This window comes from Neobacillus sp. FW104-15D2, assembly GCF_058790155.1.
Genome location: NZ_JBYTCJ010000019.1, coordinates 44,538 through 69,865 on the forward strand (window position 1 = coordinate 44,538; position 25,328 = coordinate 69,865).

The following is a 25,328-nucleotide window of genomic DNA, read 5'->3' on the forward strand; positions in this document are numbered from 1 at the left end:
AACCAACTATAATTTTTAAAAAATTCAAAAAATGGTAAAATAGAATTAGTGATAGGGGGTGCGTAACACATGGAGCTAAGAGAGATCATGACGGAGATTGATTTTAAAGTAACAGAGGAAATGACTCTGCATGAAGCCATCGAGCTGATGGATGAAAAAAAGGTTAACCTGCTTCCCGTAATGAATTCAAAAAAGCAGCCAACCGGGGTGTTTACACGAAGCAGCATGAACCGGATGATTAAGGATGGCTGTCAGTTAAAAGATTCCATTGAAAAATACATAAAGCGTGAAGTCGAAACGATCAACATCTCTACACCTACTGAACAGATAGAAGAAATAGTAAGGTCTAGTAAGGTCGGCAATGGGGTTGTTTTGAATGAAGATGGGACAATATCTGGCATTCTGACCAAAACAGATATGGTTATGTCGTTGCTTGAATCGGTAAGTACTTTAAAAAATCAGTTAGAAACGATTTTGGAACATTCCAATATGGGTGTCCTTATGACCGATGAGAATCGAACCATCTCTTTTATTAATCCGAAGCTTTTTGAAATGAGCGGAAAACAGCTTCTTGGCGGAAGAGCCGACATGGTCTTCCCTGAGTTAAGACCCATTTTCTCAGGTGAAGAATCCTTCATTTCCTGCAATGTGGAGGGAGTTAATACCGTTGCCACTCTTTCTTCCTATGAAGCCGGATATATTATTCTTTTTCGAGATACATCGGAAATTGAAAGAATGGCATCCGAGCTTCAAACCGTGAAAGGATTAAAAAAATCGCTTGAAACCGCTCTTGAAAATGCTTATGACGGGATATTAATGGCAGATGAAAATGGACGGATTAAGATGGTAAGCCCTCCACTTATGGACTTATTCAGCCTTCAGGAAGCAAATGTATTAAATAAGCCAGTGGATAAAGTGCTTCCGGAGCTTCAGCTTGGCCGGGTATACAAATGCGAGATTGCAGAGGTCAGTGATTTCAAGGAGATCAACGGCATTAAATACATTGTCCACCGGATTCCGATTTTGGAGGGAGGAAAGGTTATTGGGGCATTAGGAAAAGTCATGTTCAGGCAGCTGAATGAAGTCAGTGAAATGTTCAAAAGACTGCAGCTTGCCGAAAATAAAGCGAATTTTTACCAGCAGCAGTACAGCAAGGCGGAAACGGCGAAGTATACATGGGATGAAATATGGAGCGTTAATCCGTACATGGAGAAACTGAAAAGCAGTGCCGCCAAGGCAGCAAAGGGCCGCTCAACTGTTCTCATTAGGGGTGAAAGCGGAACTGGCAAGGAACTGTTTGCTCATGCGATACACAATAGCAGTGCGAGGTCCAGTGGGAAATTTGTGATCGTCAATTGTGCAGCGATACCGGAGGAATTGTTAGAATCAGAGTTCTTCGGCTATGAAGAAGGTGCTTTTACAGGGGCGAGGCAAAAGGGCAAGCTGGGGAAGTTTGATCTCGCCAACGGGGGAACGCTGTTTCTGGATGAAATTGGCGATATGTCAGTAACGCTTCAGGCAAAGCTGCTGAGAGTTCTTCAGGAGCGTGAGTTTTACCGGGTCGGAGGAACGAAGGAAATCCATGTGGATGTAAGGATTGTCGCCGCAACGAATTGTGACCTGGAAAAGATGGTGGCAAACGGTACGTTTAGGGAAGACCTTTATTACCGGTTGAACGTTATTTCTCTAAATGTTCCTCCTCTAAGGGAAAGACGTGAAGATATTCCATTTTTAATACAAAAGCTGATAGAAGAGCTAAATAAAATGCTCGGAACAGCCATAACTGGAATAGAAGACGAAGCGAAGAGTTCACTGCTCCAATATTGTTGGCCGGGAAATGTCCGGGAGCTAAAGAATGTACTTGAACGGGGGATGACGTTCGCAGAGCATGGAAAAATCCAGATGGAGGACTTGCCGGATTATTTGCTGAAAACAATGCCTGAAAAGAAGCCTGCTCTGGCCATTTCGCTTGTTGAAAATGCAGAGCTTGAAGCAATCAGAAAGGCGCTAGATGAGATGAAGGGAAACAAAGCGAAGGCGGCAAAGATGCTAGGAATCAGCCGTTCCGGTTTATATGAAAAAATTAAAAAGTACCAGCTTCAATAACAGTGTCCATTAATCGGACACTTTTTTCTTTTTCTGTCAGACATGAAAACAGGAAATCACCATTAAAGATGCAGGAAACGGATAGTATTCATTTTTAGAAAATTGGCACAATACTTGCATGAATAGATGAGAATGAACATTAAGGAGGAGAAGGCATATGCATATCGGCGGCTTTCTGGCCCAAAACGCACGGAAGTTTCCTGAAAGATTTGCAGTGGAGTGTGAAGGTCGGACTTATACATATGGAGAATTCAACACATCCGTAAACCGGCTTGCACATGGTTTAATCAGCCTTGGCGTTAAAAAAGGAGAAAAGGTTGCCCTTTTTATGAAGAACTCCGACCATTTCATGATTTCCTTTTTTGCCGCTGCCAAAATTGGTGCTGTTGTCGTCCCAGTTAATTTTAGGCTGGCAACGAACGAAGTCCAGTATATTTTCAGCCAATCCGACACTATTCTCGTCATTTGTGACAGCGAGTTTGAGGAATCCGTAAGGAAAGCGAAAGACGGGACTAATATTCGAACTGTTATTTCTGTCGGAGATGCAGTCGGAGAAGGAATCCTGAAATATGAAAACATCCTTTCAGATCATGTGAACGAACCTGAAATTGAAATTTTGGCATCAGATGATTTGGAAATTCTTTATACATCGGGTACGACAGGAAGGCCGAAAGGAGCACTCTTTGACCATCAAAGGATTTTTAATGTCAGCCTTGTGATGCTTGTTAATATGGAACTGAAACAGGACGAGATTTTCCTGCACCTTGCACCACTCTTCCACTCAGCCGAGCTGAATTTGTTCATGATTTCAGGTGTGATTCTTGGCGGAGGGCATTATGTTCACCGGGATTTCCATCCGGTGAAGGCTTTGCAGGCCATACAGGAACATAAAGTTACCCACTTTTTTGCTGTGCCTGCCATGTACAATTTTATGCTTCAGGTTCCGAATGTGGCTGATTATGACCTTTCCTCTGTTAGAAGATGCGGGTACGGTGCTGCACCAATGCCTCCTGAGCTTGTAAGAAAGAGCATCGCTGCCTTCAGGACTGACCGTTTTTACAATTTATGCGGCCTGACAGAGGCCGGTCCGGGTGGAATTGTGCTCGATCCGGAAAGCCACAAACGTCACCTCGGGAAAGGTGGCAAGGCTATGTTTTTGACTGAAGCCCGTGTTGTTCATGAAAACGGTGAAGATATTAAACCAGGCTCTGTCGGGGAGTTTATCCTCCGCGGTGAAACCATTATGAAGGAATATTATAAAAAGCCTGAAGAGACAAAGGCCACCTTCAAGGATGGATGGCTATACACCGGTGACCTGGCGACGATTGACGAGGAGGGTTATATGACCCTTGTCGACCGAAAAAAAGACATGATCATCTCAGGTGGGGAAAATGTCTATTCGGCGGAAGTGGAAGTGGTCCTATATGAACACCCTGCGATTTTAGAAGCTGCCATTATTGGTGTTCCGGATGAGGTATGGGGAGAAGCTGTCTCAGCCGTCATTGTTTTAAAGGAAGGCGCTGAGGTTGAAGAGCAGGAACTGAGAAGCTTCTGCCGGCAAAGGCTGGCTGGCTATAAGGTACCTCGGCATATTTTCATCGAAAAAGAACTGCCAAGGAACGCCTCAGGCAAAATTCTGAAATATCAGCTCCGCAAAAAAATGAGCGGACTTACTGTGTGATATATAAAAAATTGAAAAGAGGTACGAATACGTGAAGCATCTATTTTTAACGGACGACCATGAGATTTTTCGCAAATCATTAAGAAAATTTTTAGAAAAAGAAGCTGCTCCTTTTTATGAAAAGTGGGAAGAAGACAGGCTGATTCCTCGTTCTTTTTGGAGGAAGATGGGTGAACAAGGCTTTCTTTGCCCAGATTTGGATGAAAAGTATGGAGGAAGCGGAGTGGATTGGGGATTTTCTGCCGTTATAAACGAGGAGCTTGAGCGGGTTGGCTCTGGGTTAGTCGGCGTCGGCCTTCATAGTGATATTGTAGTACCTTATCTTGTTTCCTATGGAACCGAGGAGCAAAAACAGCGCTGGCTTCCAAGCTGTGTGACAGGAGAAATCATTACTGCCATTGCCATGACAGAGCCAGGAACTGGTTCTGACCTTGCGAATATCAAAACAACGGCGAGGCTTGAAGGAGATCATTATGTACTCAATGGACAAAAGACATTCATTACAAATGGAATCCAGTCAGATTTGGTGGTCGTAGCATGTAAAACAGATCCAAATGCTAATCCAAAACACAAGGGAGTCAGTCTTATTGTGGTGGAAAGAGACGCACCAGGTTTTTCAAGGGGAAGGAAACTGAACAAAATAGGTCTTCATTGCCAGGATACCGCTGAGTTAATTTTCGAGGACTGCATTGTTCCGAAAGAAAATCTACTTGGAGAAGAAGGGAAGGGCTTTTCTTATCTGATGGAAAAGCTTCAGCAGGAACGCCTTGTTGTCGCGATTGCCGCCCAGGCTGCAGCAGAAGAAATGTTCAGGATGACGCTCGAATATGTAAAGAGCAGGGAGGCTTTCGGCCGTCCTGTCGGGCAGTTCCAGAACACCCAGTTCAAAATGGCCGAGATGGCTACTGATATAGAAATGGGCAGAGCTTTCCTTGACACGCTGATCGCGGAGCACTTGGCAGGAGAAAATATTGTAACAAAAGTATCGATGGCGAAGTGGAAACTAACCGATGCTGCAAGAAAAATAACGACAGAGTGCATGCAGCTGCACGGTGGTTATGGCTATATGGAAGAATACGAGATTGCCAGAAGGTACAGAGATATTCCGGTAGCAAGCATTTATGCAGGGACCAACGAAATTATGAAAGTTATTATTGCGAAAAATCTAGGACTGTAAAAGAAAGCGAGGAGAAATAAATGAGAGAAGTTGTGATTGTTGAAGGTGTAAGAACAGCAGTTGGGAGAAGAAACGGGGCATTAAAGGATATCCGTCCGGATGACCTGGCAGCTATCGCATTAAAGGAATTGGTGAAGCGGGCAGGGATTGATCCCAAGCTGGTTGAGGATGTTATCTTAGGCTGTGTTACCCAGGCTGGCGAACAGGCAGGAGATATTGCAAGGGTATCCGCACTGATTGCCGGTTTCCCGATTGAGGTGCCAGGTACCACAATTGACCGCCAGTGCGGTTCAAGCCAGCAGGCAGTCCACTTTGCCGCACAGGCCATTCTTTCCGGAGATATGGATGTGGTTATCGCCGGCGGAGTGGAGAGCATGTCGCGTGTACCAATGGGTTCGAATTATCAGGGAGCCGGATTCAGTCAGCAGCTGAAAGATCGTTATGAAATGATTCATCAGGGGTTATCTGCTGAGCGAATTGCGGAAAACTATGGATTTACGAGGGCTGAGCTTGACCAGTTCTCTCTCGAAAGCCATCAAAAAGCATTGCGTGCACAGGCAGAAGGATATTTTGAACGGGAGATAGTGCCGGTGGAGCTTGATGAAGGAAGTGTGTTTTCTAAGGATTCCGGGCCGCGTGAAGGAACATCGCTTGAGGTATTGGGAGGCCTGAAGCCTGCCTTTAGCGAAAATGGCGTTATTCATGCAGGGAACTCCAGCCAGATTAGTGATGGGGCTGCTGTATTGCTTTTGATGAGCCGTGAAAAGGCGGAGGAGCTTGGGCTGAAGCCTCGTTTCAAAGTTCATACCCGTGTGGTTGTCGGCTCTGATCCGACCTTAATGCTGACTGGACCGATTCCAGCTACCTTTAAAGCACTTGAAAAATCAGGTCTTTCAATAGATGAGATCGATATTTTTGAAGTTAACGAGGCGTTTGCGCCTGTTCCTATGGCATGGCTCAAGGAGACTGGAGCAGCTCCAGAGAAACTGAATCCAAATGGAGGCGCCATCGCGCTAGGCCACCCGCTTGGTGGAAGCGGCGCCCGCCTGATGGTTACCATGATGCACGAGCTGGAACGCAGCGGCGGAAGATATGGACTGCAAACGATGTGTGAAGGCCACGGAATGGCCAATGCCACCATCATTGAACGACTGGATTAAAGCAACCCTAAACCATGATGTTACTTGGTCCTACTAAGATCAAATTCTACCTTTTTCAGGTTCATTTTAAGAATATGAGGCATCCTTAATATCACTTTCTTTAGGTCCAATCTGATGTTAGGGATGCCTTTTAACATCACTTTAACTATTTTTTGGGGGAAATTTGATGTTAAAAGGGTGTACTGCCAGCTTTTATCAGTTCTTTTTAATGATAAGAGGAACTATTAACATCACTTTCTATCTTTTTTTAAACCATTTGATGTTACGACATTACCAAGCCTAATGACATTGGAGGGAAAATAATGGGTACGACGATTGGCAGGATCTTTGATTTAACGGTACAGAAATATCCAAATAAAGAGGCCATTTATGATGTGCGGAAAAACGTTCGCTGGACATATAAAGAATGGAACGAGCAGGTGAATAAACTGGCTAACGCTTTGCTTGCCGAGGGTGTCAGAAAGGGAGACCGCGTTTCCACCTTTTTATTCAATACGGAAGAGCTTGCGACTTCGTATTTTGCCTGTACTAAAATGGGGGCTGTCTTTAACCCGATTAACTTCCGCCTGACGCCCGAAGAGATTGCGTTTATTCTGCAGGATGCAGCTCCAAAGGTTGTACTTTTTGAAAAAGTGCTTGAGCCGGTTGTTGCGGCCATTGAAAAACGGTTTCCTGAAATCGCTTTCTGGTATATCGACAAGGAGACACCCGATTACGCTGCGAGCTATCAGGAAAAGGTGGCTGCTGCACCGGAAATGGCACCGGAAGCAGATGTGGATGAAAAGGACTTATATGCCATCATGTACACGAGCGGGACAACCGGAAGGCCAAAGGGTGTCCTCCATTCACATAGGGACATGGTTGAGCAAAGCTTGGTTGTCATTGGGGCAACGCGGCTGGATTCCTATGATGTTGGTCTTGTTACTGCACCAATGTTCCACTGTGCCGAACTGCACTGTGCCTTTTTGCCAAGAGTCCATGTCGGAGCCAGTAATGTTATTCTTCATCAATTTGAACCGAAAAAGGTGCTCAACCTTATTGAAGAAGAGGAAATCACGAAGCTTTTTGCAGCGCCAACGATGTGGAATATGCTCCTCCAGGAGGATTTACAGGAGTACAACATTAGCAGCCTGAAGCTAGGGTTATATGGTGCAGCACCAATGGCTCCTGCGCTTGTCCATGCCTGTCACGACAAATTGGGAATCTCTCTTGTTCAAGCCTATGGAATGACCGAAATGGGGCCAGCAATTACTTTCCTTGGTGAAAAAGATCAGTTAACAAAGGCTGGATCTGCTGGTCAGGCTTGCCTCAACCATGAAATCCGGATTGTTCGCCCAAATGAGGACGGCCCATCTGATCCTGACGATATCATGCCTCCTGGAGAAACGGGCGAAATCATTGTAAAAGGTCCATGTATGATGGCGGGATATTTCCAAAGGGGAGAGGCTAACGAAAAATCGTTATACATGGGCTGGTACCATTCCGGAGATATTGGCTACCTTGATGAAGAAGGCTATTTGTGGGTCAAGGACCGGGTGGACGATATGATCATCTCTGGCGGAGAAAATATTTACCCGAGGGAAGTCGAAGATATCCTGCATTCCCATAGTGGCGTCCTAGATGCTGCGGTTGTCGGGCAGCCAGATGACCGCTGGGGAGAAACCGTAACGGCTTTTGTTGTAAAAAAGGATCCTTCCGTAACGGAGGAAGAGCTCGACGAATATTGCAAGAACAGTGATCAGCTCGCCAATTATAAGCGACCTCGCAAATATTTTTTCCTTGATACCCTTCCAAGGAATGCAAGCGGCAAAATCCAAAAGTTCATTCTACGCAAGGAATTGGAGGAGTTGTTTCTTCCAGACAAGGGGGCAAAGTAGGATGCTGGAGGGAAAAATAGAGAGGCTTCAAAGTGGCTTACTTCAAGGATTGACCGTCCTAGATTTCAGCCATTATCTCCCAGGCCCATTCGCAACACTTAGGCTATCTGAAATGGGTGCTGAGGTAATCAAGGTGGAGCCTCCTTCCGGCGACCCGGCCCGGTCAACAGGTCCGCAAATGAATGGGAGTGGAATCGTCTTTGAGGCGAATAACCTGCGAAAAAAGAGCGTAACGTTAAACCTCAAGCATGAAACAGGAAGGGAAATTGCCCTTGGCCTTATACAGGAAGCGGATGTTTTGATCGAAAGCTTTCGGCCTGGTGTAATGAAAAAACTCGACCTGGGATATGAGGAGGTCGCAACTGTAAATCCCAAACTGATTTACTGCTCCATTTCTGGCTACGGACAGGATGGCATGCTAAGCGGACTTGGAAGCCATGACATTAATTATATGGCTTTAAGTGGAACGCTCGCGCAGCTTAAGGATGAGAATGGCAAGCCGGTTCATCCCTCCAATACGTTTGCCGATTTTATCGGAGGAATGGCTGCCAACGAACGAATTTTGGCTGGCCTTGTTTCCCGGGGCCTGACTGGCCAAGGCAGCTATCATTCGATTTCCATTACAGAAGTGATGGCCTCTTTTATGGTCAACCATATTTTGGTTGAAAAAGAAACCGGAGCGGGAAATGGCATTAATGTACTGGGCGGATCTGTGGTTTCGTACTCCTTATACGAGACAAAGGATGGCCGGTTTGTCAGCCTTGGAGCTTTGGAACCAAAGTTCTGGAACCATTTTTGCCAGGGTGTCGGACGTCCAGACTGGATTCCTGCCCAGTTTTCTGCCAAATCAATGGATAATTCCGTCTACAGGGAAATGACCGAACTTTTTAAAAGTAGGAATTTAGAAGAATGGATTGAGTTTGGTATGAAAACAGACTGCTGCCTGGCTCCTGTCCTGGAAACAGGGGGGCTTGCTAAGCATCCCTATTTTTTAGAAAAAGGTTCGGTCTTAAGCGGAGGGCAGGTAAGGATGCATAGCGGAATTTTGGCTGAAGAATGGACAGCTGCGCCAGAAAAGGGAGAGCACACCGAGAAAGTTCTCAAGGATCTGCTGAAAGCATCCGATAGCGAACTATTGGCATGGAGAAATGCAGGCATCATCTAAATGGGAAGGGGTTATGTATAATGATGAATGTTCCTTTGACTGTCGGTTCCATGATGGAAAGGGCAGAGAAATTTTTTCCAAAGAAAGAGGTAATATCAAGAACATTGTCAGGTGTCCACCGGTTTACCTATAAAGAAATCGGCTCTCGAACACGGAAGCTGGCAGCTGCTCTGGAAAGACTGGGAGTCGGACGGGGAGATAAGGTGGGGACTTTTGCCTGGAATCACCATCGCCACCTTGAGTCTTATTTTGCAGCACCAGGCATGGGGGCGGTCCTGCACACCATTAATATCAGGCTTTCTGCTGAGCATATTGCCTACATCATCAATCATTCAGAGGACAAGGTCCTGCTGATCGATGAAGATTTAGTGCCGCTTATCGAACGTGTTCAGGATCAGCTGAAGACGGTATCGGCTTACATTATTATGACAGACAGAGAGGTACTTCCTTCCACTACCCTAGACCCAGTGTTCTCCTATGAAAAGCTGCTTAGCGAAAGTGATGGCCAATTTGAATTTATTAAGGACCTGGACGAAAATGAACCTGCAGGAATGTGCTATACTTCCGCAACGACGGGAAACCCAAAGGGTGTCGTCTATTCTCATCGAGGCCTTGTCCTCCACAGCTTTGCACTTGGGCTAGCTGATACAGCAGCCATTTCTGAATATGATGTTTGCATGCCGGTTGTACCTATGTTCCATGCGAATGCCTGGGGACTGCCATTTGCGGCAACCTGGTTTGGTTCGACGCAGGTTTTGCCTGGACCTCAATTTACCCCGAAGCTTTTAGCCGAACTAATCTCATCGGAAAATGTTACTTTGACGGCAGGTGTACCAACCATTTGGCTTGGTCTGCTGAATGAGCTGGAGAACGGTTCATACGATACCTCTTCACTCAGGGCTATACTTTGCGGTGGCTCTGCGGCTCCGCGCGGAATCATAAAGGCTTTTGAAACAAAATTCGGCATACCCTTTTTACATGCATACGGCATGACGGAGACCGCTCCAATTGCCACTATATCGCGCCTGAAAAGCTATCAGAATGATCTTGATGACGAGGATATGCTAGACGTCAGGTCAAAGCAGGGCCTTCTAGTTCCCGGTCTGGAAATGAAGGTTATTGGTGCAAATGGTGAGGTAGCCTGGGATGGCCATGAGATGGGCGAATTACTCTTGCGGGGACCGTGGATTGCAGATGAATATTATTTGGATGAACGTTCATCCGATGCGTTCAGGGATGGCTGGCTGTACACAGGAGATGTTGCAACCGTTGATGAAGAGGGAGTCGTAAAGCTGGTTGACCGGACAAAGGATTTGATTAAGAGCGGCGGAGAATGGATTTCTTCTGTAGATCTGGAAAATGCCTTGATGTCTCATGAGGGAGTTTTCGAAGCGAGTGTCATTGCTGTACCTCATGCACAATGGCAGGAGCGGCCTCTTGCATGTGTTGTTCTGAAGCCTGCCTTCCAGGGAAAAGTCAGCAAAGAGGATCTCCTTGAATTCCTTGCACCCCAATTTGCCAAATGGTGGCTCCCGGATGACATTGTTTTCATGGAGGAGATCCCTAAAACATCAGTCGGCAAATTTCTCAAACGTGCGTTGAGGGAGCAATTGAAGGACCATCTTGTTAATAACTAAATAAAGAGAATAGAAATGAGACCGTCTGAAAAAGGCGGTCTTTTCATTTTTTTAATTGCTTTGAATGAAAGATTTTCATAAGTGACGGAGGGGTTTTTTGAGTTTCTATATATTTGTTTCATTCCATGCTTTAATGATCTCATCAACAATGTCGTGAAATCCCTCTTTTTGCTCTAATTCAGTAGGAGTATCCATTCCATTTCCGGGTAATTTATCTGGACTTTCTTGTCGGTTATAAAAGTTTTCTTTAGGCAATATATTCACTCCTTTTTTTACAACAGTATGCCCTAAGAATTCCGAAATATTTTAATTAACCATATCACTATATTATTAAATTCAAACATGGTGAAACAAAACCAGAGAAATTTGAAAAAACCGAGGATGAAAAGCTGCAAGCTATTATTAGCAACATTAGTGTGATTATCCCTCAAGAGGGAAGGGAGGCACGTCTTTAATCACATCAAATGATGAATGCCCCAAGTAAAAAGCTCAACTTCTTGTTAACAATTCAGATCTATAAGTAAAGTTGAGAGGATAGTAAGATATATTATTTAAACTAATTCATGCATTGATTCAAGTGGAGTGATGCATTTTTTGGCTAGGTTTACATTGAAATAAAGGGAGAGAGGGTCGTGATTAACGCTTAATCTTAGAATAACAAAGGTAATCATGGAAAATCCTAATTATTAATTCCTTACAGTTTAACTTGTATTCAATAGGAGGTTTTCAATCTGTCCTGGCAGGTTTTGCATGTCATCGGGATAATAGCCTATGCCGCAAGCGGAGCTTTTGTGGCGCTCGCAGCAAGATATTCATTTATAGGAGTTTATGTGCTGGGATTAACGACTTCATATGGAGGAGCAGTCATCCGCAATTTAATCATCGGAATCCCACTTTCCCGTTTATGGGATCGCTTTACGATATTTACGGTTTTAATAACATTAACGATTATCGTATTTCTACCGATTAAATGGATTAAACAACGTAAGCGTTGGGGTTTGTTTTTTGATTCAATTGGACTTGCCTCGTTTGCCATTCAGGGGGCATTAGCAGCAACAAAAGAATATGATAGTTTAGGAATTACTGTTTTAGCATCCATGTTTACAGGAGTAGGCGGCGGAATGATACGTGATTTATTGGTTGGTCGAAAACCATTGGCATTAAGAGAAGAAATACACGCTGTTTTAACCATACTCTGTGCCATTTGTATCTGGTTAAATTGGACAGACCCCATTCAGCTCACCCTTGTTGTCGTGGCAGTAGTTGCCATTCGTATGTCGGCGATTCGTTATAATTGGCAGTTTCCTCTTCCTTTCAACCGAAAGAGAAAAGTGATGCCCAATAAATAATCTTGTTTTGTTTCTCCATTAAGCGAAACTCTTTTTACAAAAAAGGATCCTTATAGTAAAAGCAATCCAAAAAACACGCTGATTTGATTCAGCGTGTTTTTCGGGTTTAATATTGTCTTATTATGCCACTTTCTGGTCAACATTTTCATCTAAAAGCTTATGACCTTCCCATTTTGTAATAACTATGGCAGCAAGTGAATTTCCAACGATGTTAACTGCGGTCCGTGCCATATCTAGGATGCGGTCAATTCCGGCAATAAACGCCAGTCCTTCAACAGGGATGCCAACACTTCCCAAAGTAGCGAGAAGTACAACAAATGAAACACCAGGAACTCCTGCAATTCCTTTAGATGTTAGCATTAATACCAGTACTAATGTAATTTGATGCCCTATACTCATGTGAATTCCATACATTTGGGCAATGAATAATGCAGCAATCGCCTGGTATAAAGTTGATCCATCAAGATTAAAAGAATATCCGGTTGGTATGACAAAAGAAGTGATCGCTTTTGGACAGCCAAGCTTCTCCATCTTTTCCATGATTTTTGGAAGTACGGTTTCAGAACTTGCAGTTGAATAACCCAGCAATAATTCGTCTTTTAAGATTTTCATCAATTTAAAAATGTTGAACCCAACCATTTTTGCTGTTAAGCCAAGGACTACAAGAATAAAGAAGAACATTGCTCCGTAAACAACAAGAACCAGTTTTCCAAGGGGTATTAAAGAGGATAACCCAAATTTTGATACCGTAACACCAATTAAAGCAAACACCCCTATAGGAGCAGCCTTCATTATCTGATTGGTTACATAAAACATCGCATCAGCAGTTCCTCTAAAAAATTTAAGGACAGGAGTTCCTTTTTCTCCAATTGCTGCTATACCTAATCCGAACATGACGGAGAAGAAAATGATCGCAAGCATTTCCCCATTGGCTAATGACTGAACTATATTTGCCGGAACGATATTAACAAAAGTGTCAGCCATTGAATGTGACTCAGTCGTTTTAGCAGTTGATACATATGCATTAATATCGGTTTTTGTTAAATGGGAACGATCAACACCATTACCAGGCTGAAATACATTAGCAAAGAAAAGTCCTACAATGATCGCAATGGTCGTAATGATTTCAAAATAAAGCAGGGTTTTACCGCCAAGTTTACCAAGCGACTTCATATCTCCTGCTCCAGCAACTCCAATAATTAAGCTTGAAATTACTATTGGAATAACGATCATCTTAATTAAACGAATAAATATAGTCCCTATGGGCTGAAGAAATTCTTCAAGATGAGGATTTCCATAAAAAATCGCCCCGACGATAATTCCCAAAGCCAAACCAATAAAAATTTGCCAAGCCAAACTAATTTTTTTCATATTTACGCCTCCTAGTGATTAAAGAATTAGAAAAGTAAGATTTATATTACCTTTATAAAATATTATCTTAAGATTATTTTAGTAGATAACGATATATCTAAACAATATATTATTTTTGTCTAATTCATATCAAAACAAGATGAATGCGATGGGCAAATTTAAAAAATGCGATTCATTAAAAGAATTACGTAAGAGAAAACCAACAAGAGAGGAATAAACCGAATTTGGGGAGGAGAGGGGTACAGGAAGTCAGAGTGTTAACATACCCGATGGTGGGGACCAAAAAGGAAGAAGGATTATGAGTTTTTTGGTTGAATATTAATTCATTAATCACTAGATAGTTAAACCTTCTTAGGGGGAAATAATGATCATTAGAGAGATGAATATATCAGACATACAAAAGGTTAGAAATATTGCTTTTGATACTTGGAGAGATACATATAGCTCTTTCATTCCAGAAGCTATACAAGATAAAGTTCTTGGAGAAGCATATTCCGATGAGGCGATGGATGAGAGATTTAAGTCATCTATAATGTTGGTGGTTGAAAATAATGATGAGATACTTGGATATGCTTTTTTCTATAGTAAAGACTCAGGTAAAAATGTGTTCCTGGAGTCCCTATACGTGCATCCAAAGCATCAAAGGAAAAGTTTAGGAAAACATCTTTTCCATAATGGACTTGAAAGATTCAAAGAATCTGAAACTATTTCGCTAACAGTATATAAAGGGAATCCCAGCATTTCTTTTTATAAAAAAGAGGGTTTTGCAATCGAAAAAGAACTAAACGGTGATTTTTTTGGTCATCCTATTGTATTTACACTAATGAAGAAGAATGTGTAATACGAGTTAATAAGTAATAGCGAAGAGATTAATCTTTAAAAAGGAAGTTTGATAAAGATCCATTAATTTACGGAGGCTTTATGAAAAAAGTGCACCAAATAACCTTAAATAATGTTTCATTTCATTTAAAAGAAAAAGAGGACTTAAAATGGTTAACAAACAGTCGTTTTTTAAAAATGAAAAAGTCCATTTAATTAAAGAGCATTCTGTATTTGAAAGCGGAATCTTCATCACGCGCTATTAAAAAGAAATAATAATAAACCGCATTTATTTTCGAAATGCGGTTTATCTGATATTCAAAAATAAAAATGTTTTTAACTCTGTACCTCTTGTTGTTTTGCTTTTAATCTTTGCTCCAGGACTGAAATCATATAAAGGAAATGATCTGCTTCTCTGACTACATGATCTGCTAATAATGGATCGATCACACTACGGATTTGGCAGGATTTAATTAAGTCTAAACCTGCTTGTTTAAAGTTTCTAAGTTCATGTGTGGCATTTTCACTATCTTTATTAAGCTTTCCAATTATAGGGTAAGTAGGACTTCTCTTATATAGCATGGATTCAACATCTCTAGCTTGATTTAGAAGAACTTCGAAGTCGTCTCCGAATTTACTTGCGGTTTTCACTAAATTCCGTTCTGATTGATCCAATAGGGAGACAATAAATCGAGAATGCTCCATCATAATTTTTAGCCAAAAAACATTTTCTTTTATAATAGCATCCTGGATTGGGTCCATAATTCCTTCGTTAAACTTTTTTAATGTTCTCATGAAATACTCGGCTTCGCGGGCAATATGATCCACAAGCAAAGGGAAATTAAATCCCTTTACTTTGCAATTAATAATAAGTATAAGAAGATTACGTTTGAAATTTCTTAATCCTAAAACCAATTGAATAGAATCCTCATTTAACTTTCGAACAGCTGTTACATTATTGGGGGTTTGGTATGCTCGCTTTTCCTGCTCCTGAAAATAATAATAAAAACGATCGGTTTGTTGAATAAGATGCTTATCATGCCGATCAAAGCCTTCACTTAAAAAATACGAATGTTCCTTCATAATTCTCAGCCAAAATTTATTTTCTGTTAAAGATCTTTCAATAAAAATTTGTTCCGTCAATGATTCTGGGGGTGCTGCGAAGGACTCAGGAGAAACTAGCATTTGATTATTACTGTCATAAATCCCTGGTGATCCCTGATCAACCATCTTATTGCCTCCTTTTATAACCTTTCCTTAATATTTATTTGAAGGATTTTACTATATGTCATCGGACAAGATTGCCGTAAGAATTTTTAATCTATATCAACAACCATACTTATCATTGGTGGGTAAATATCAATTCTTGGTATGGTTTTTTCTATTATTTATATTCAATTAAACCGGCTCATTTAGAGAGGGTTTTAATATTGTTTCGAAAGTATGGGAGTAAACGAGCATTCTGCACAAATTCTGCACATTTTTATTTTAATATAGATTTTATATTAAAAAATAGGAGGATTTACATGAAGAAAAAGCAGTTTACGCTTGTCACTTTTTTTATGATTATTTCATTGATTTTGGCAGCTTGCTCTGGTGGTCAATCAAAGGATGCAAGTATGGACCATAGCAAAAAGTCTGGCCATGAAGGAATGAGCATGGACAAAAGCAAAAAATCAAATCATGACGGAATGAAAATGGATCATTCAGCCATGGATATGTCCGGTACAGGGGAACTCCCTAAAGGAATTAAAGAAGCAAAGAACCCAACGTTCCCGGTTGGAAGTAAAGCCGTCATGCACGCTGATCATATGGAAGGTATGGACGGAGCTGAAGCGAATATTGCTGGTGCATATGATACAACTGTTTATGCCATTTCCTATACTCCAACTACGGGTGGAAAAAAGGTAACAAATCATAAATGGATTGTTCAGGAAGAGATAAAAGGTGCTGGAGAGCAGCCATATAAGCCAGGAGATGAAATTGTGATAAACGCTGACCATATGAAAGGTATGAACGGGGCAAAAGCTGTTATCGATACAGCAGAACATACAACAGTTTATATGGTGGATTACACTCCTGCCACAGGGGGAGAAAAAGTAACAAACCATCAATGGGTAACCGAGAGTGAGCTTTCGGCCAAATAAAGTAAAGAGGCTATCCGTATTCGGGTAGCCTCTTTTATACATTAAGTTATTTTAGCTTCTTATAGCTGAAAGAGCAGAGATATCAGACAATCTTAGGTTTCTTTTTCTATTCATTCAAACAAACCCCAGCGCTCTTTTGGCTTTTATATTTCTTCAGACGTTTCCTTTTTCATATAAATAGGCTTCATAATTGGAATTAAAGCAAGAATACCGAACATGAGAAGGAATGCGGATATTTGATACATAATAACAATCGATAAGTTAGCCTTCATCCAGCCTGAAATGGACATGGTTACTACCATGGCGCCCATAAACAGGGGATTCAATATGCCGTTTACTCGCCCAATAAAGGCTTCTTCTGTATTTTGTAAAATCATTGTGTTGATTCCGATTTGAATACATGGCATGAATAAACCGGCTAAAAATTGTGCTGTAAGTGTGAGCCACAATTCAGTCGATAAACCCATGACGATAAAGCTAATCGCACTTGCACTCATCCCTATGGCAAGCAGCACTTGAGGAAGAGCTTTCCTGGCGACTCCCATTGTCACCACACCGCCAAGGATCATACCAATTCCGAATGCAGCCATCAGCCATTGCAGATATTCCTTTGGCAGTCCAAGACGCTCAGTAATCAAAAAGACGCCTAGAGGCTGAGTAAGGCCAATGGACAAACCAGCAGCCAAAAAGGAAGCACCTAAAAGTGTTAATATTTTACTGCTCCACACATAGCTGAAGCCATCTTTCATTTCTCCCATTAACGTCGTTTTCTTTTCTTGTTCTGCTAATAGTCTGTCTGGCGGAAGAAGAAGAAGACTTGCTGCGGAGCAAAGAAAGGCAACACCCATAACTGCAATTGCTGTCATAATACCAAAACGCTGATAGACAAAAGTACCAATGATTGGGCCTAAAATCATAAAGAGGGCAAAAATCGTCTGATACACAGACATACCCATTTGAGTTAACTCTTCCGGCACATGGAGCTTAAACAGTTTCATACCTGAGGGCTGTGAAAACTGCGATAAAATGGACGAGACCAGGGTTGCAAAGAAAATGACTTTCCAGCTGCCCATCATCAGGGTGAGAAGAACGACAAAAATAGAAACGGCACTTAATAAATCACACCAGACCATTGTCCGTTTTGGGCGCCACCTATCGGCAAACGTCCCCCCAATAAATGAAAACAGAAAAATAGGAACAAACTCTGCAACCGAAATCATCGAAACAGCCACGGGATTTTCGTGTGTTTTTTCAATGACATAGAGCAAGATAGAATAGTTTCTTACCCAAATTCCAATCTGCAGAAAAAGGACAGACATAATAATTGTTTGAAAGAACCGGTTTTTAAAGAGGGTCCCCATCCCTGAATTTGCATTGACTGTACTTTCTTTCATAAAAAAACCTCCTGTTGAATTCTGGACAGGAGGAGGATCTTTTGGGTGATGAAAAGACAGACATACCGGTGGTATATCGTGGTCAAATCTCCAAAAGGCCATACAAATCCTATCCAGAAAATAATCATATTGAATGTGATACGATTTTTTCAAAAATAGGATTAATAAATCATCGCCCTTTGGTCACCCTTCCGTTTATTAGTATCCTGATTTTACCATGTGGTTATTAGGATAGCAAGAATGTATGTTCTTTTTTTAAAATTATCTAAACAAATTCGTTTTCGCAAGTTCAATCAATTTGTCCCCATCACCATTAAGGACTGCTTTCATCATCCATAAAGTAAATCCATGGGCCTGTTCAAAATTGATTCGTGGAGGAAGGGAGAGCTCCTGGCGATTGACCAGGACATCTAACAGTACGGGACCATCATGTTCAAAAGCTTGTTTCACCGCATTTTCCAGATCCCCAGGATCTTCAACCCTGATGCCCATGATTCCCATTCCCTCTGCAACGGTTGCTAAGTTTGGATTTTGAAGCCCGGTTCCGGTTTCCAAATATCCTGCAGCCTTCATTTCCAATTCAACAAAGCTTAAGGCACTGTTATTATATACAACCACTTTTACAGGCAGCTTGTGCTGCTGAATGGTTAAAAGGTCACCCATTAGCATCGCGAGACCTCCATCACCGGAAAGAGCAATGACCTGTCTTTTTGGATCGGCACATTGGGCCCCTATCGCCTGGGGCATCGCATTTGCCATTGTGCCATGATTAAACGAACCGAGGAGTCGTCTTTTCCCATTCATTTCAACATACCGGGCTGCCCATAAAGTAGGAGTACCCACATCGCAAGTAAATACAGCGTCTTCACTGGCAAGATCACTAACTACTTTTGTTAAATATTGAGGATGAATCGGCATTTTTCCTGGTTTTCCAACAGCAAGATTGTCAAGGCCGTTTCGGACATCCTTATAATCATCCACATGTTTATCAAGGTGATGAGAGTCATGTTCTTCTGTTAGAAAAGGCATTAATGCCTCAATAGTGTTCTTAATGTCTCCGCAAAGACCTAAATTTACATTTGCTCTTCGTCCTAAATGTTCAGGCCGAATGTCCACCTGCAGTATGGCGGCCTTCTTCGGGAAAAACTGCCGATAAGGAAAGTCAGTTCCCAGCATCAGCAGTACATCCGCATCCATCATGGCATGATAGCCGGAAGAATAACCGATAAGTCCTGTTAGACCAACAGAATACGGGTTGTCGTATTCCAGATGTTCCTTTCCTCTAAGAGCGATGACCATAGGAGACTTCAGCTTATCGCACAAGGCCTTCAATTGTTGGTGTGCTCCTTCACAGCCTGCTCCGCATAATAAAGTGATTTTTTTCCCTTTGTTAAGATATTCAGCAAGGTTTTTCAGTTCTTCATCAGATGGACGGACAATCGGATTGGTAACATGATAAACCTGTTCCGGGACGGTTTCCGAGTCATTTAATGCTGCCACGTCTCCAGGGAGAACAATAACGGCAACCCCTTTTTTTGAAATGGCATGCTGCAGGGCCATCGTAACCATACGGGGCATTTGTTCCGTTCTCGTTACAACCTCACAAAAATGGCTGCACTCTTTAAATAGATGTTCAGGATGGGTCTGCTGAAAGTATTCGCTACCGATTTCATCACTGGGAATATGGGCAGCGATTGCCAATACCGGAATTCGGCTTCGGTGACAATCATACAGTCCATTGATAAGATGGAGATTTCCCGGACCGCTGCTTCCAGCACAAACCGCAATGCTGTTGTTGAGTATAGCGTCCGAGCCTGCCGCAAAAGCTGCCACTTCTTCATGGCGAACTCCAATCCACTCAATTTTTCCAGAACGTCGTATCGAATCCAACACAGCATTCAAAGAATCTCCTACAATTCCATAAATCCGTTTAACATCTGCATGTAATAAAGAATCAACTAGTAAATCAGCAACCGTTTGCTTCATTATTTTTCTCCTCATCATACATAGAATTTTGCTTATTTTTTACCATAGTGAAGAGGAGTATGCAGAAGCTGGTTTATAACACTTGGATTTTTATGGTAAAATAAAATCAGTATAGGAAAGATCATTAACCCTAGGAGGAGGTTTAAAATGAACAATTCTACAAATAACCCTTTTGAAGATAAAAGTATTCAACAGACGGTCAATTTTCCCCAGCTTGATCCGTCAGAAGATAGAGCACCATTTAATGATGTAATAAAGCATGGAGACATTGTTAATGGATTTCAAATTCCAAAAAAATTAGAACAAACCCCAAAATGGTTTAAAAATCCTCTAAGAGTTTTTACATTCATCACCTTACTTATTTTCCTTTCAACGCTTGTTCATCAATTCATACAATTTATAATGGCAGTTGCTTCTAAATAGTAGTTTCCTGGTTTATCCACTTAACAGTTGGGTTATTTTTATAAGTATTCAAAAGAGAGGAGATTGAAGGTGGACCCAAAAACAGAGTTGTTTTCCAAAAATTTTACTCAAAATCCATATCCGACTTACGCAAAGATAAGAGAAAATGATCCTGTTTATAAAATGATGTTTCCTGATGGCCAGGGCTGGCTCATCACCAGATATGAAGATGCCATCGAAATTTTAAAAGATCCACGGGTTATAAAAGATTTTTCAAAGCTCTATGGGGGCAGCATGGAGCTTGGAAGTGTGTTCATGCATAATATGCTGTTTTCAGATCCGCCTGATCATAAAAGGCTGCGCGGGCTTGTGCAAAAGGCTTTTACCCCACAAATGATTAGTGGCATGCGAGACCGAATTCAGGAAATTACCAATGAATTGTTAGATGAGGCGACAAACAAAACAAAAATGAACCTGATTAATGACTTTGCCTTTCCTCTTCCAATTATCGTTATATGTGAAATTCTTGGAGTGCCCTCCGCCGACCGGGACAAATTTCGTGTTTGGTCCAATTCACTGATTGAAGGAACGAATGGTGAACATGCAGCGGAAATGTTCCAGCACATGAATGAATTCATTCAATATCTTCGTGAATGGTTCGAAAAAGTACGGAATAATCCGGGCAACGACCTGATCAGTCAGCTAATCATGGCTGAAGAGGGAGGAGACCAGCTAACAGAACGGGAAATATATGGAGTAGTTTCTTTATTAATTATTGCCGGACATGAAACAACTGTTAATTTAATAGGCAATAGCATTCTTGCTCTATTGGAGCACCCGGACCAGCTCAATCTGCTAAAAAGTCAGCCTGAATTGATTCATAGTGTTATTGAAGAATCACTGAGATTTAATGGGCCAGTTGAGTTCAGCACTTCACGCTGGGCAAGTGAAGATATGGAGTTTAAAGGAAAATTAATTCGCAGGGGAGAGTTATTGGTCATTGCATTAAATTCGGCAAACCATGATCCTGATCAATTTAATGACCCCGAAATCTTTGACATTACCAGGGAGAAAAGCCCGCACCTGGCTTTCGGGAAAGGGATACACCTTTGTCTTGGAGCCCCGCTCGCAAGGCTAGAAGGCGAGATTGCCATTAAGAGCCTAATAGAAAGATTTCCAGGAATGAAGCTCGACATCAGTAAAGATGCACTTGAGTGGAGACCGGGAATGATCGTTAGAGGAGTTAAGGAAATACCCCTTTTATTAAAGATGATATAAAAAATAATGACAGGACCTTACCCAGGTCCTTTTTGTTACTAGAAGAATTATTTACAAAAAATAGTTTTACAAGCATCCTTGACCTTTGGATCCTCTGATAATTGAATTCCCAATTCATTAACGGACAAAATGAATGCTAACCCGGAAATAGTTGAAGGAAAAAAAGTTCCGGGAAGAGAATGTAATAACAATAAATAATCTTATATTCCTACAAAATTTAAAGGAGATAAATCCATGGCCTTTGGTTTTATAAAGGTTCTCGACGTTTTGGAAAATTATAAATCTGCTGTTTATGCGAAAGATGTTGAAAGATTCCTATCCACATACGCTTCTGATATACATATCTTTGATTGCTGGGGAAGCTGGGAGAGCAGCGGAATTTCCCAATGGAGGGAAACAGTAATAGAGTGGTTCAATGGTTTAAGTGAAGAAGGGGTTTTGCTAAAAGTAGATTTTAATGATTTAGTAATTGAAGAGAATTCGAATATCGCCTTTGTATATTGTGCTGTTACGTTTGCAGCTCAGCACCAGAATTCTGGAGAAATTCTCCGTCAGATGACAAATAGATTCACATTTGGTTTAAGAAAAGAAAATGAATCATGGACCATCGCACATGAACATTCATCTTTGCCAATAAATATAGAAACGGGGAAAGGTCTCTTTAACTTAAAATAAGATTGTCACCTTATATATACTTGATGAAATTAAAGAAGTGAATTTTAACTTTTCGGAAAGTAATTTAAGAAATAAATCACAAAAAATATTGAATATTAAAATGTATGTTCAGAAAAAGGATATTAAAATTTGAAATCATACAGCAGGCTACCATAAAAGGTGGCTTTTTTCTTTTTATGATGGAAATGTTTAAGAACATTGTTGATTTTTATGTATGTTGATTGTAGCAGAAGGACACGAGACTCCAGAGGGAAAAGTAGCTCTGGGGAGACCTGGCAGGCACGAAGGTAGCAGGAGGCTCCGGAACCGCCAGCGGAAAGCGAGTGTCTAAGAACGAAAATCAGCCAATCAAGCTTAACAGAGCTTTTATGATAAATGGGTAACCGTTATTCCACTAAAGGGCAGGTTAGGCTAAGAAGGATTTTTAGATCTTTTATTGAATTTGTACAAAACAGTAAAAAATGGATATATAAGGTGATAAAAATGAGTGGTATATTAAACTACTATAACCAATTTGATGAGTGGGGAAGACTTGAACGGGAACCAATAGAGTTCCAAGTTAACTGGCATTATATAAAAAAATACATACCAGAAATGGGATCACTACTTGATAATGGGGCCGGACCAGGAAAATATTCTTTAGAACTTGCGAAAGATGGTTATAAGGTAACACTAACAGATTTAACTCCCCGATTAGTTGAAATCGCAAAAAATAAAGCAATAGAAATGGGCTTGCAAAAGAATTTTGATGGTTTTTATGTAGCAGATGCAAGGGATCTAAGTATGCTTGAAGATGACCAATTTTCAGCATCTTTGATGCTTGGGCCAATGTATCATTTGCAGGAAGAAAATGACCGAATTAAAGCTATTGAAGAACTGAAAAGAGTGACCCAAAAGAACGGACTTGTATTTGTTGCCTTTATGCCAAGAGTTCGGCATATCCTAACATCCCTTTTGTACCCTGACCATTGGAAACCAAACGATAATATGGAGACCATTATTGATTTTTCTCATACAGGATGCTTTAATCACACAGATAAGGGACGATTTACTGGAGCATATTACTTTAATATTGAAGATATCAATCCTTTTATGGAGTCACTAGGATTCGAAACTATGAAATTGATAGGATCAAATGTAGGGGCTATTTTGAATAAGGACAATTGGGCTTACTGGAGAGATAAAGGTGAGGATGAGGTGAATAAAATTATAAATCTAATTAAAGAACAAGCATCAAACCCTCACCTTCTTGGAATATCATCTCATTTACTTTATATAGGCAGAAAAAAATAAACACATCTGTCTTCACGGGCAATCTTTGCGACTAGTTCTATAGTAAAAGCTTAAAGAACATTTGTTCAATTCTTCAAATTCAAGGAGTGTTAAAGTGAGCAATAAACAAATGCGATAATTTTTTCAGTTGCTTCATTAATTTTAATTTCTTTTGGGTGTATAAGCAGACTCACTTATCCGTTTGGGGATTCAATCTTCCCAAATCAGATATAAAAGAAGTTATTTTTTATACAGGTGACCATACTAACTTATTAAACTAACTTTTTAAAAAGAAAAAGAATGCTGCCAATACGGCGGCTTTTTTGTTTTAAAATAATTGGGTATTTTGGTTCAAGTAAAAATAAAGGGAGAAGACAATCTTATATAGAATTTAATCATAATAAAAATTGATAAACGAGGTGGAAGATGTCCCAAGTTGCTCTCCTAACCGTTACTCATGATCCTCGTGGTAAAAGCATCAATCTATTTAAAGAACCTAAAGCAACCTTTTTTTCGCCTAATGGGAGCATTGAACAAAGAAGAATGATAAAAAATATATAAAAAGACTTTTCTCAACCCAGTTGATTGGAGTGGAGGGCACGAGACTCCTCGAAAATGCCTCCGCATTTACTTCGTGCGGTGTTGATTCAAAGAGGCTTATTCAAAGTCCTGCGGGATTAGCGGGACAGGTGAGACCCCACAGGCGTGTGCGCCGAGGAGGCTCACCGCCCGCCCCGCGGAAAGCGAGTGCCTGGGAACGGAAATCAACATGCCTCCTCTGAAGTCTTTGGAAACCTTATAAGGATTCCTTTTTTTATTTTTCTATGTAACAGCTTAATTAAACTATAAATTTGGGTAATAGGAAAGTTGGGTTATCCTTGTCCAAAATACTAACCTTTAACGAAGTGAAGCAGGTACCATCAAGCTTTCTAGGTTTTTTCAGTAGTGTTTTAAAGTCATTTTCTATAGGAATCCAAAGAGATTTTTATCTAAAAAAGTGGATAAATGTAGATAGATGGAGAAACTAGCAGGATTTTTGATTTTAATAATGGAATATTTATAAAATAAAAAAATGCACTTGAACATTTGTGTAATTTTGACAGATTACTAGAAGAACGTTTAGAAAAAAGAGATTATTCTGACCTTCCTTGATACAGATAGAAGCAAAAGCTAAAGGACAAGAGAATTATTTTATCCATTCATTCAAGTTATGAAAGAAGGTAATAATATGAACGAAGATTTTTTTGCTGACTATAAAAACTTTATAGTCGTACCGGAGGAAGAAAAACAGGTTGGTAAAGAAGTATTCGATCCGAAAAATTATGCTGAACATTATATCCTGACTATGTCTATTTATGATTCACGTTTGTCCTCCTTGGGTGATGCAAATAAATTTGCAATAGATGTAGAAAAAAGTATTATAACAGTTCTTGAGGACTTCAATCAAAAGCAGCAACAAGTGTATCATCTTAAACTACTAGAATTAGATAAATTTAAAAATTTCTTTATACTTTCCCTTTCTTCTAAAAGAAAATTTGAACATGGTGACGAAAATAACCAGGTATCTTTTATCATTGATAAAATATTATCGAACCCTTTTTATATTGGACAAAAGTGGTTCAACCTTGTTGGTGATAAAGGAAGAGTCGAACGTAAACTATTTTCCTACTCCTTTAAAAAATACGCAGAAGACAGCCAAGACCCAAGAATTGAACAGTAGACAATAGTAATTGAGAAATTCATTTAGTAAGTATTACGGTTATTTCATCTTAAATTGGAACATTTGGTGGTTTTGGAAACTTAATGAATGGAGATTGACAGGGATTGCTGCC

21 protein-coding genes are annotated in these 25,328 nt (G+C 40.8%); 16 read left to right on the forward strand and 5 right to left on the reverse strand.

The features are described from left to right. Positions 1-69: 69 nt before the first annotated feature. The 7 genes from AC3WR0_RS15525 to AC3WR0_RS15555 all read left to right on the forward strand — a co-directional run bounded on the left by AC3WR0_RS15525 (position 70) and on the right by AC3WR0_RS15555 (position 10,803). Positions 70-2,106 carry a sigma 54-interacting transcriptional regulator gene (locus AC3WR0_RS15525; protein ID WP_492553160.1) on the forward strand — a complete coding sequence of 679 codons (2,037 nt, stop codon included), beginning with the start codon at positions 70-72 and terminating at the stop codon, positions 2,104-2,106. Positions 2,107-2,263: 157 nt separating this feature from the next. Further along, entirely contained in the window at positions 2,264-3,787 is a 1,524-nt protein-coding gene (locus AC3WR0_RS15530; protein ID WP_492553161.1) for an acyl-CoA synthetase, read from the forward strand. A 31-nt stretch (positions 3,788-3,818) separates the two neighbouring features. Beyond that, positions 3,819-4,964: an acyl-CoA dehydrogenase family protein gene (locus tag AC3WR0_RS15535; RefSeq protein ID WP_492553162.1), complete on the forward strand. Its 1,146-nt coding sequence runs from the start codon at positions 3,819-3,821 to the stop codon at positions 4,962-4,964. A 20-nt stretch (positions 4,965-4,984) separates the two neighbouring features. Next, entirely contained in the window at positions 4,985-6,124 is a 1,140-nt protein-coding gene (locus tag AC3WR0_RS15540; protein ID WP_492553163.1) for a thiolase family protein, read from the forward strand. A 302-nt stretch (positions 6,125-6,426) separates the two neighbouring features. Next, on the forward strand, positions 6,427-8,001 hold the full coding sequence (locus tag AC3WR0_RS15545; RefSeq protein ID WP_492553164.1) for a fatty acid--CoA ligase: 1,575 nt from the start codon (positions 6,427-6,429) through the stop codon (positions 7,999-8,001). A gap of 1 nt (position 8,002) precedes the next feature. After that, complete coding sequence (locus AC3WR0_RS15550; RefSeq protein ID WP_492553165.1) at positions 8,003-9,166, forward strand: CaiB/BaiF CoA transferase family protein; 1,164 nt, start codon at positions 8,003-8,005, stop codon at positions 9,164-9,166. A 20-nt stretch (positions 9,167-9,186) separates the two neighbouring features. Next, positions 9,187-10,803 carry a long-chain fatty acid--CoA ligase gene (locus tag AC3WR0_RS15555; protein WP_492553166.1) on the forward strand — a complete coding sequence of 539 codons (1,617 nt, stop codon included), beginning with the start codon at positions 9,187-9,189 and terminating at the stop codon, positions 10,801-10,803. A 105-nt stretch (positions 10,804-10,908) separates the two neighbouring features. Here AC3WR0_RS15555 and AC3WR0_RS15560 read toward each other — a convergent pair whose 3' ends face one another. Continuing rightward, a complete protein-coding gene (locus AC3WR0_RS15560; protein WP_492553167.1) occupies positions 10,909-11,058 on the reverse strand; it encodes a hypothetical protein in 150 nt (49 codons plus the stop codon). A gap of 491 nt (positions 11,059-11,549) precedes the next feature. On the opposite strand from AC3WR0_RS15560, the gene AC3WR0_RS15565 reads away from it, so the two are divergent. Then, positions 11,550-12,152 (forward strand): trimeric intracellular cation channel family protein, encoded by a 603-nt coding sequence (locus AC3WR0_RS15565; RefSeq protein ID WP_492553168.1) that lies wholly within the window; start codon positions 11,550-11,552, stop codon positions 12,150-12,152. A gap of 120 nt (positions 12,153-12,272) precedes the next feature. On the opposite strand, the gene AC3WR0_RS15570 is transcribed toward AC3WR0_RS15565, so the two are convergent. Continuing rightward, positions 12,273-13,523 carry a cation:dicarboxylate symporter family transporter gene (locus AC3WR0_RS15570; RefSeq protein WP_492553169.1) on the reverse strand — a complete coding sequence of 417 codons (1,251 nt, stop codon included), beginning with the start codon at positions 13,521-13,523 and terminating at the stop codon, positions 12,273-12,275. Between the two features lie 364 nt (positions 13,524-13,887). Here AC3WR0_RS15570 and AC3WR0_RS15575 point away from each other — a divergent pair, with 364 nt between their 5' ends. Continuing rightward, positions 13,888-14,364, forward strand: coding sequence for a GNAT family N-acetyltransferase (locus tag AC3WR0_RS15575; RefSeq protein ID WP_492553170.1), 477 nt, complete (start codon positions 13,888-13,890; stop codon positions 14,362-14,364). Positions 14,365-14,678: 314 nt separating this feature from the next. Here the strand turns inward: AC3WR0_RS15575 and AC3WR0_RS15580 are convergent, their stop codons facing one another. Beyond that, positions 14,679-15,572, reverse strand: coding sequence for a DUF2935 domain-containing protein (locus AC3WR0_RS15580; RefSeq protein ID WP_492553171.1), 894 nt, complete (start codon positions 15,570-15,572; stop codon positions 14,679-14,681). Positions 15,573-15,868: 296 nt separating this feature from the next. On the opposite strand from AC3WR0_RS15580, the gene AC3WR0_RS15585 reads away from it, so the two are divergent. Continuing rightward, the gene (locus AC3WR0_RS15585; RefSeq protein WP_492553172.1) at positions 15,869-16,489 is read left to right on the forward strand and encodes a YdhK family protein; all 621 of its coding nucleotides are present in this window, start codon (positions 15,869-15,871) and stop codon (positions 16,487-16,489) included. A 143-nt stretch (positions 16,490-16,632) separates the two neighbouring features. Here the strand turns inward: AC3WR0_RS15585 and AC3WR0_RS15590 are convergent, their stop codons facing one another. Then, entirely contained in the window at positions 16,633-17,883 is a 1,251-nt protein-coding gene (locus tag AC3WR0_RS15590) for an MFS transporter (protein WP_492553173.1), read from the reverse strand. A 41-nt stretch (positions 17,884-17,924) separates the two neighbouring features. Here AC3WR0_RS15590 and AC3WR0_RS15595 point away from each other — a divergent pair, with 41 nt between their 5' ends. After that, on the forward strand, positions 17,925-18,113 hold the full coding sequence (locus AC3WR0_RS15595) for a hypothetical protein (RefSeq protein WP_492553174.1): 189 nt from the start codon (positions 17,925-17,927) through the stop codon (positions 18,111-18,113). 31 nt (positions 18,114-18,144) lie between these two features. Here the strand turns inward: AC3WR0_RS15595 and poxB are convergent, their stop codons facing one another. Then, the gene (gene poxB, locus AC3WR0_RS15600; protein ID WP_492553175.1) at positions 18,145-19,869 is read right to left on the reverse strand and encodes a ubiquinone-dependent pyruvate dehydrogenase; all 1,725 of its coding nucleotides are present in this window, start codon (positions 19,867-19,869) and stop codon (positions 18,145-18,147) included. Between the two features lie 147 nt (positions 19,870-20,016). Between poxB and AC3WR0_RS15605 the strand changes: the two genes are divergently transcribed. The 5 genes from AC3WR0_RS15605 (at position 20,017) to AC3WR0_RS15625 (ending at position 25,216) form a co-directional block, all read left to right on the forward strand. Beyond that, positions 20,017-20,292 (forward strand): hypothetical protein, encoded by a 276-nt coding sequence (locus AC3WR0_RS15605; protein WP_492553176.1) that lies wholly within the window; start codon positions 20,017-20,019, stop codon positions 20,290-20,292. A gap of 69 nt (positions 20,293-20,361) precedes the next feature. Then, positions 20,362-21,549, forward strand: coding sequence for a cytochrome P450 family protein (locus AC3WR0_RS15610; RefSeq protein ID WP_492553177.1), 1,188 nt, complete (start codon positions 20,362-20,364; stop codon positions 21,547-21,549). A 234-nt stretch (positions 21,550-21,783) separates the two neighbouring features. Further along, the gene (locus AC3WR0_RS15615; protein ID WP_492553178.1) at positions 21,784-22,224 is read left to right on the forward strand and encodes a YybH family protein; all 441 of its coding nucleotides are present in this window, start codon (positions 21,784-21,786) and stop codon (positions 22,222-22,224) included. A 483-nt stretch (positions 22,225-22,707) separates the two neighbouring features. Beyond that, positions 22,708-23,517, forward strand: coding sequence for a class I SAM-dependent methyltransferase (locus AC3WR0_RS15620; RefSeq protein ID WP_492553179.1), 810 nt, complete (start codon positions 22,708-22,710; stop codon positions 23,515-23,517). A 1,207-nt stretch (positions 23,518-24,724) separates the two neighbouring features. Then, positions 24,725-25,216: a hypothetical protein gene (locus AC3WR0_RS15625; protein WP_492553180.1), complete on the forward strand. Its 492-nt coding sequence runs from the start codon at positions 24,725-24,727 to the stop codon at positions 25,214-25,216. Positions 25,217-25,328: the final 112 nt, after the last annotated feature.

Bases quoted from the DNA above. Each gene is read 5' to 3' on its own strand.
- AC3WR0_RS15625 (WP_492553180.1), top strand. From the start codon at position 24,725: ATGAACGAAGATTTTTTTGCTGACTATAAAAACTTTATAGTCGTACCG.
- AC3WR0_RS15615 (WP_492553178.1), top strand. From the start codon at position 21,784: ATGGCCTTTGGTTTTATAAAGGTTCTCGACGTTTTGGAAAATTATAAA.
- AC3WR0_RS15605 (WP_492553176.1), top strand. From the start codon at position 20,017: ATGAACAATTCTACAAATAACCCTTTTGAAGATAAAAGTATTCAACAG.
- AC3WR0_RS15570 (WP_492553169.1), bottom strand. From the start codon at position 13,523: ATGAAAAAAATTAGTTTGGCTTGGCAAATTTTTATTGGTTTGGCTTTG.
- AC3WR0_RS15590 (WP_492553173.1), bottom strand. From the start codon at position 17,883: ATGAAAGAAAGTACAGTCAATGCAAATTCAGGGATGGGGACCCTCTTT.
- AC3WR0_RS15550 (WP_492553165.1), top strand. From the start codon at position 8,003: ATGCTGGAGGGAAAAATAGAGAGGCTTCAAAGTGGCTTACTTCAAGGA.
- AC3WR0_RS15525 (WP_492553160.1), top strand. From the start codon at position 70: ATGGAGCTAAGAGAGATCATGACGGAGATTGATTTTAAAGTAACAGAG.
- AC3WR0_RS15575 (WP_492553170.1), top strand. From the start codon at position 13,888: ATGATCATTAGAGAGATGAATATATCAGACATACAAAAGGTTAGAAAT.
- AC3WR0_RS15530 (WP_492553161.1), top strand. From the start codon at position 2,264: ATGCATATCGGCGGCTTTCTGGCCCAAAACGCACGGAAGTTTCCTGAA.
- AC3WR0_RS15545 (WP_492553164.1), top strand. From the start codon at position 6,427: ATGGGTACGACGATTGGCAGGATCTTTGATTTAACGGTACAGAAATAT.
- poxB (WP_492553175.1), bottom strand. From the start codon at position 19,869: ATGAAGCAAACGGTTGCTGATTTACTAGTTGATTCTTTATTACATGCA.
- AC3WR0_RS15620 (WP_492553179.1), top strand. From the start codon at position 22,708: ATGAGTGGTATATTAAACTACTATAACCAATTTGATGAGTGGGGAAGA.
- AC3WR0_RS15540 (WP_492553163.1), top strand. From the start codon at position 4,985: ATGAGAGAAGTTGTGATTGTTGAAGGTGTAAGAACAGCAGTTGGGAGA.
- AC3WR0_RS15580 (WP_492553171.1), bottom strand. From the start codon at position 15,572: ATGGTTGATCAGGGATCACCAGGGATTTATGACAGTAATAATCAAATG.
- AC3WR0_RS15555 (WP_492553166.1), top strand. From the start codon at position 9,187: ATGATGAATGTTCCTTTGACTGTCGGTTCCATGATGGAAAGGGCAGAG.
- AC3WR0_RS15585 (WP_492553172.1), top strand. From the start codon at position 15,869: ATGAAGAAAAAGCAGTTTACGCTTGTCACTTTTTTTATGATTATTTCA.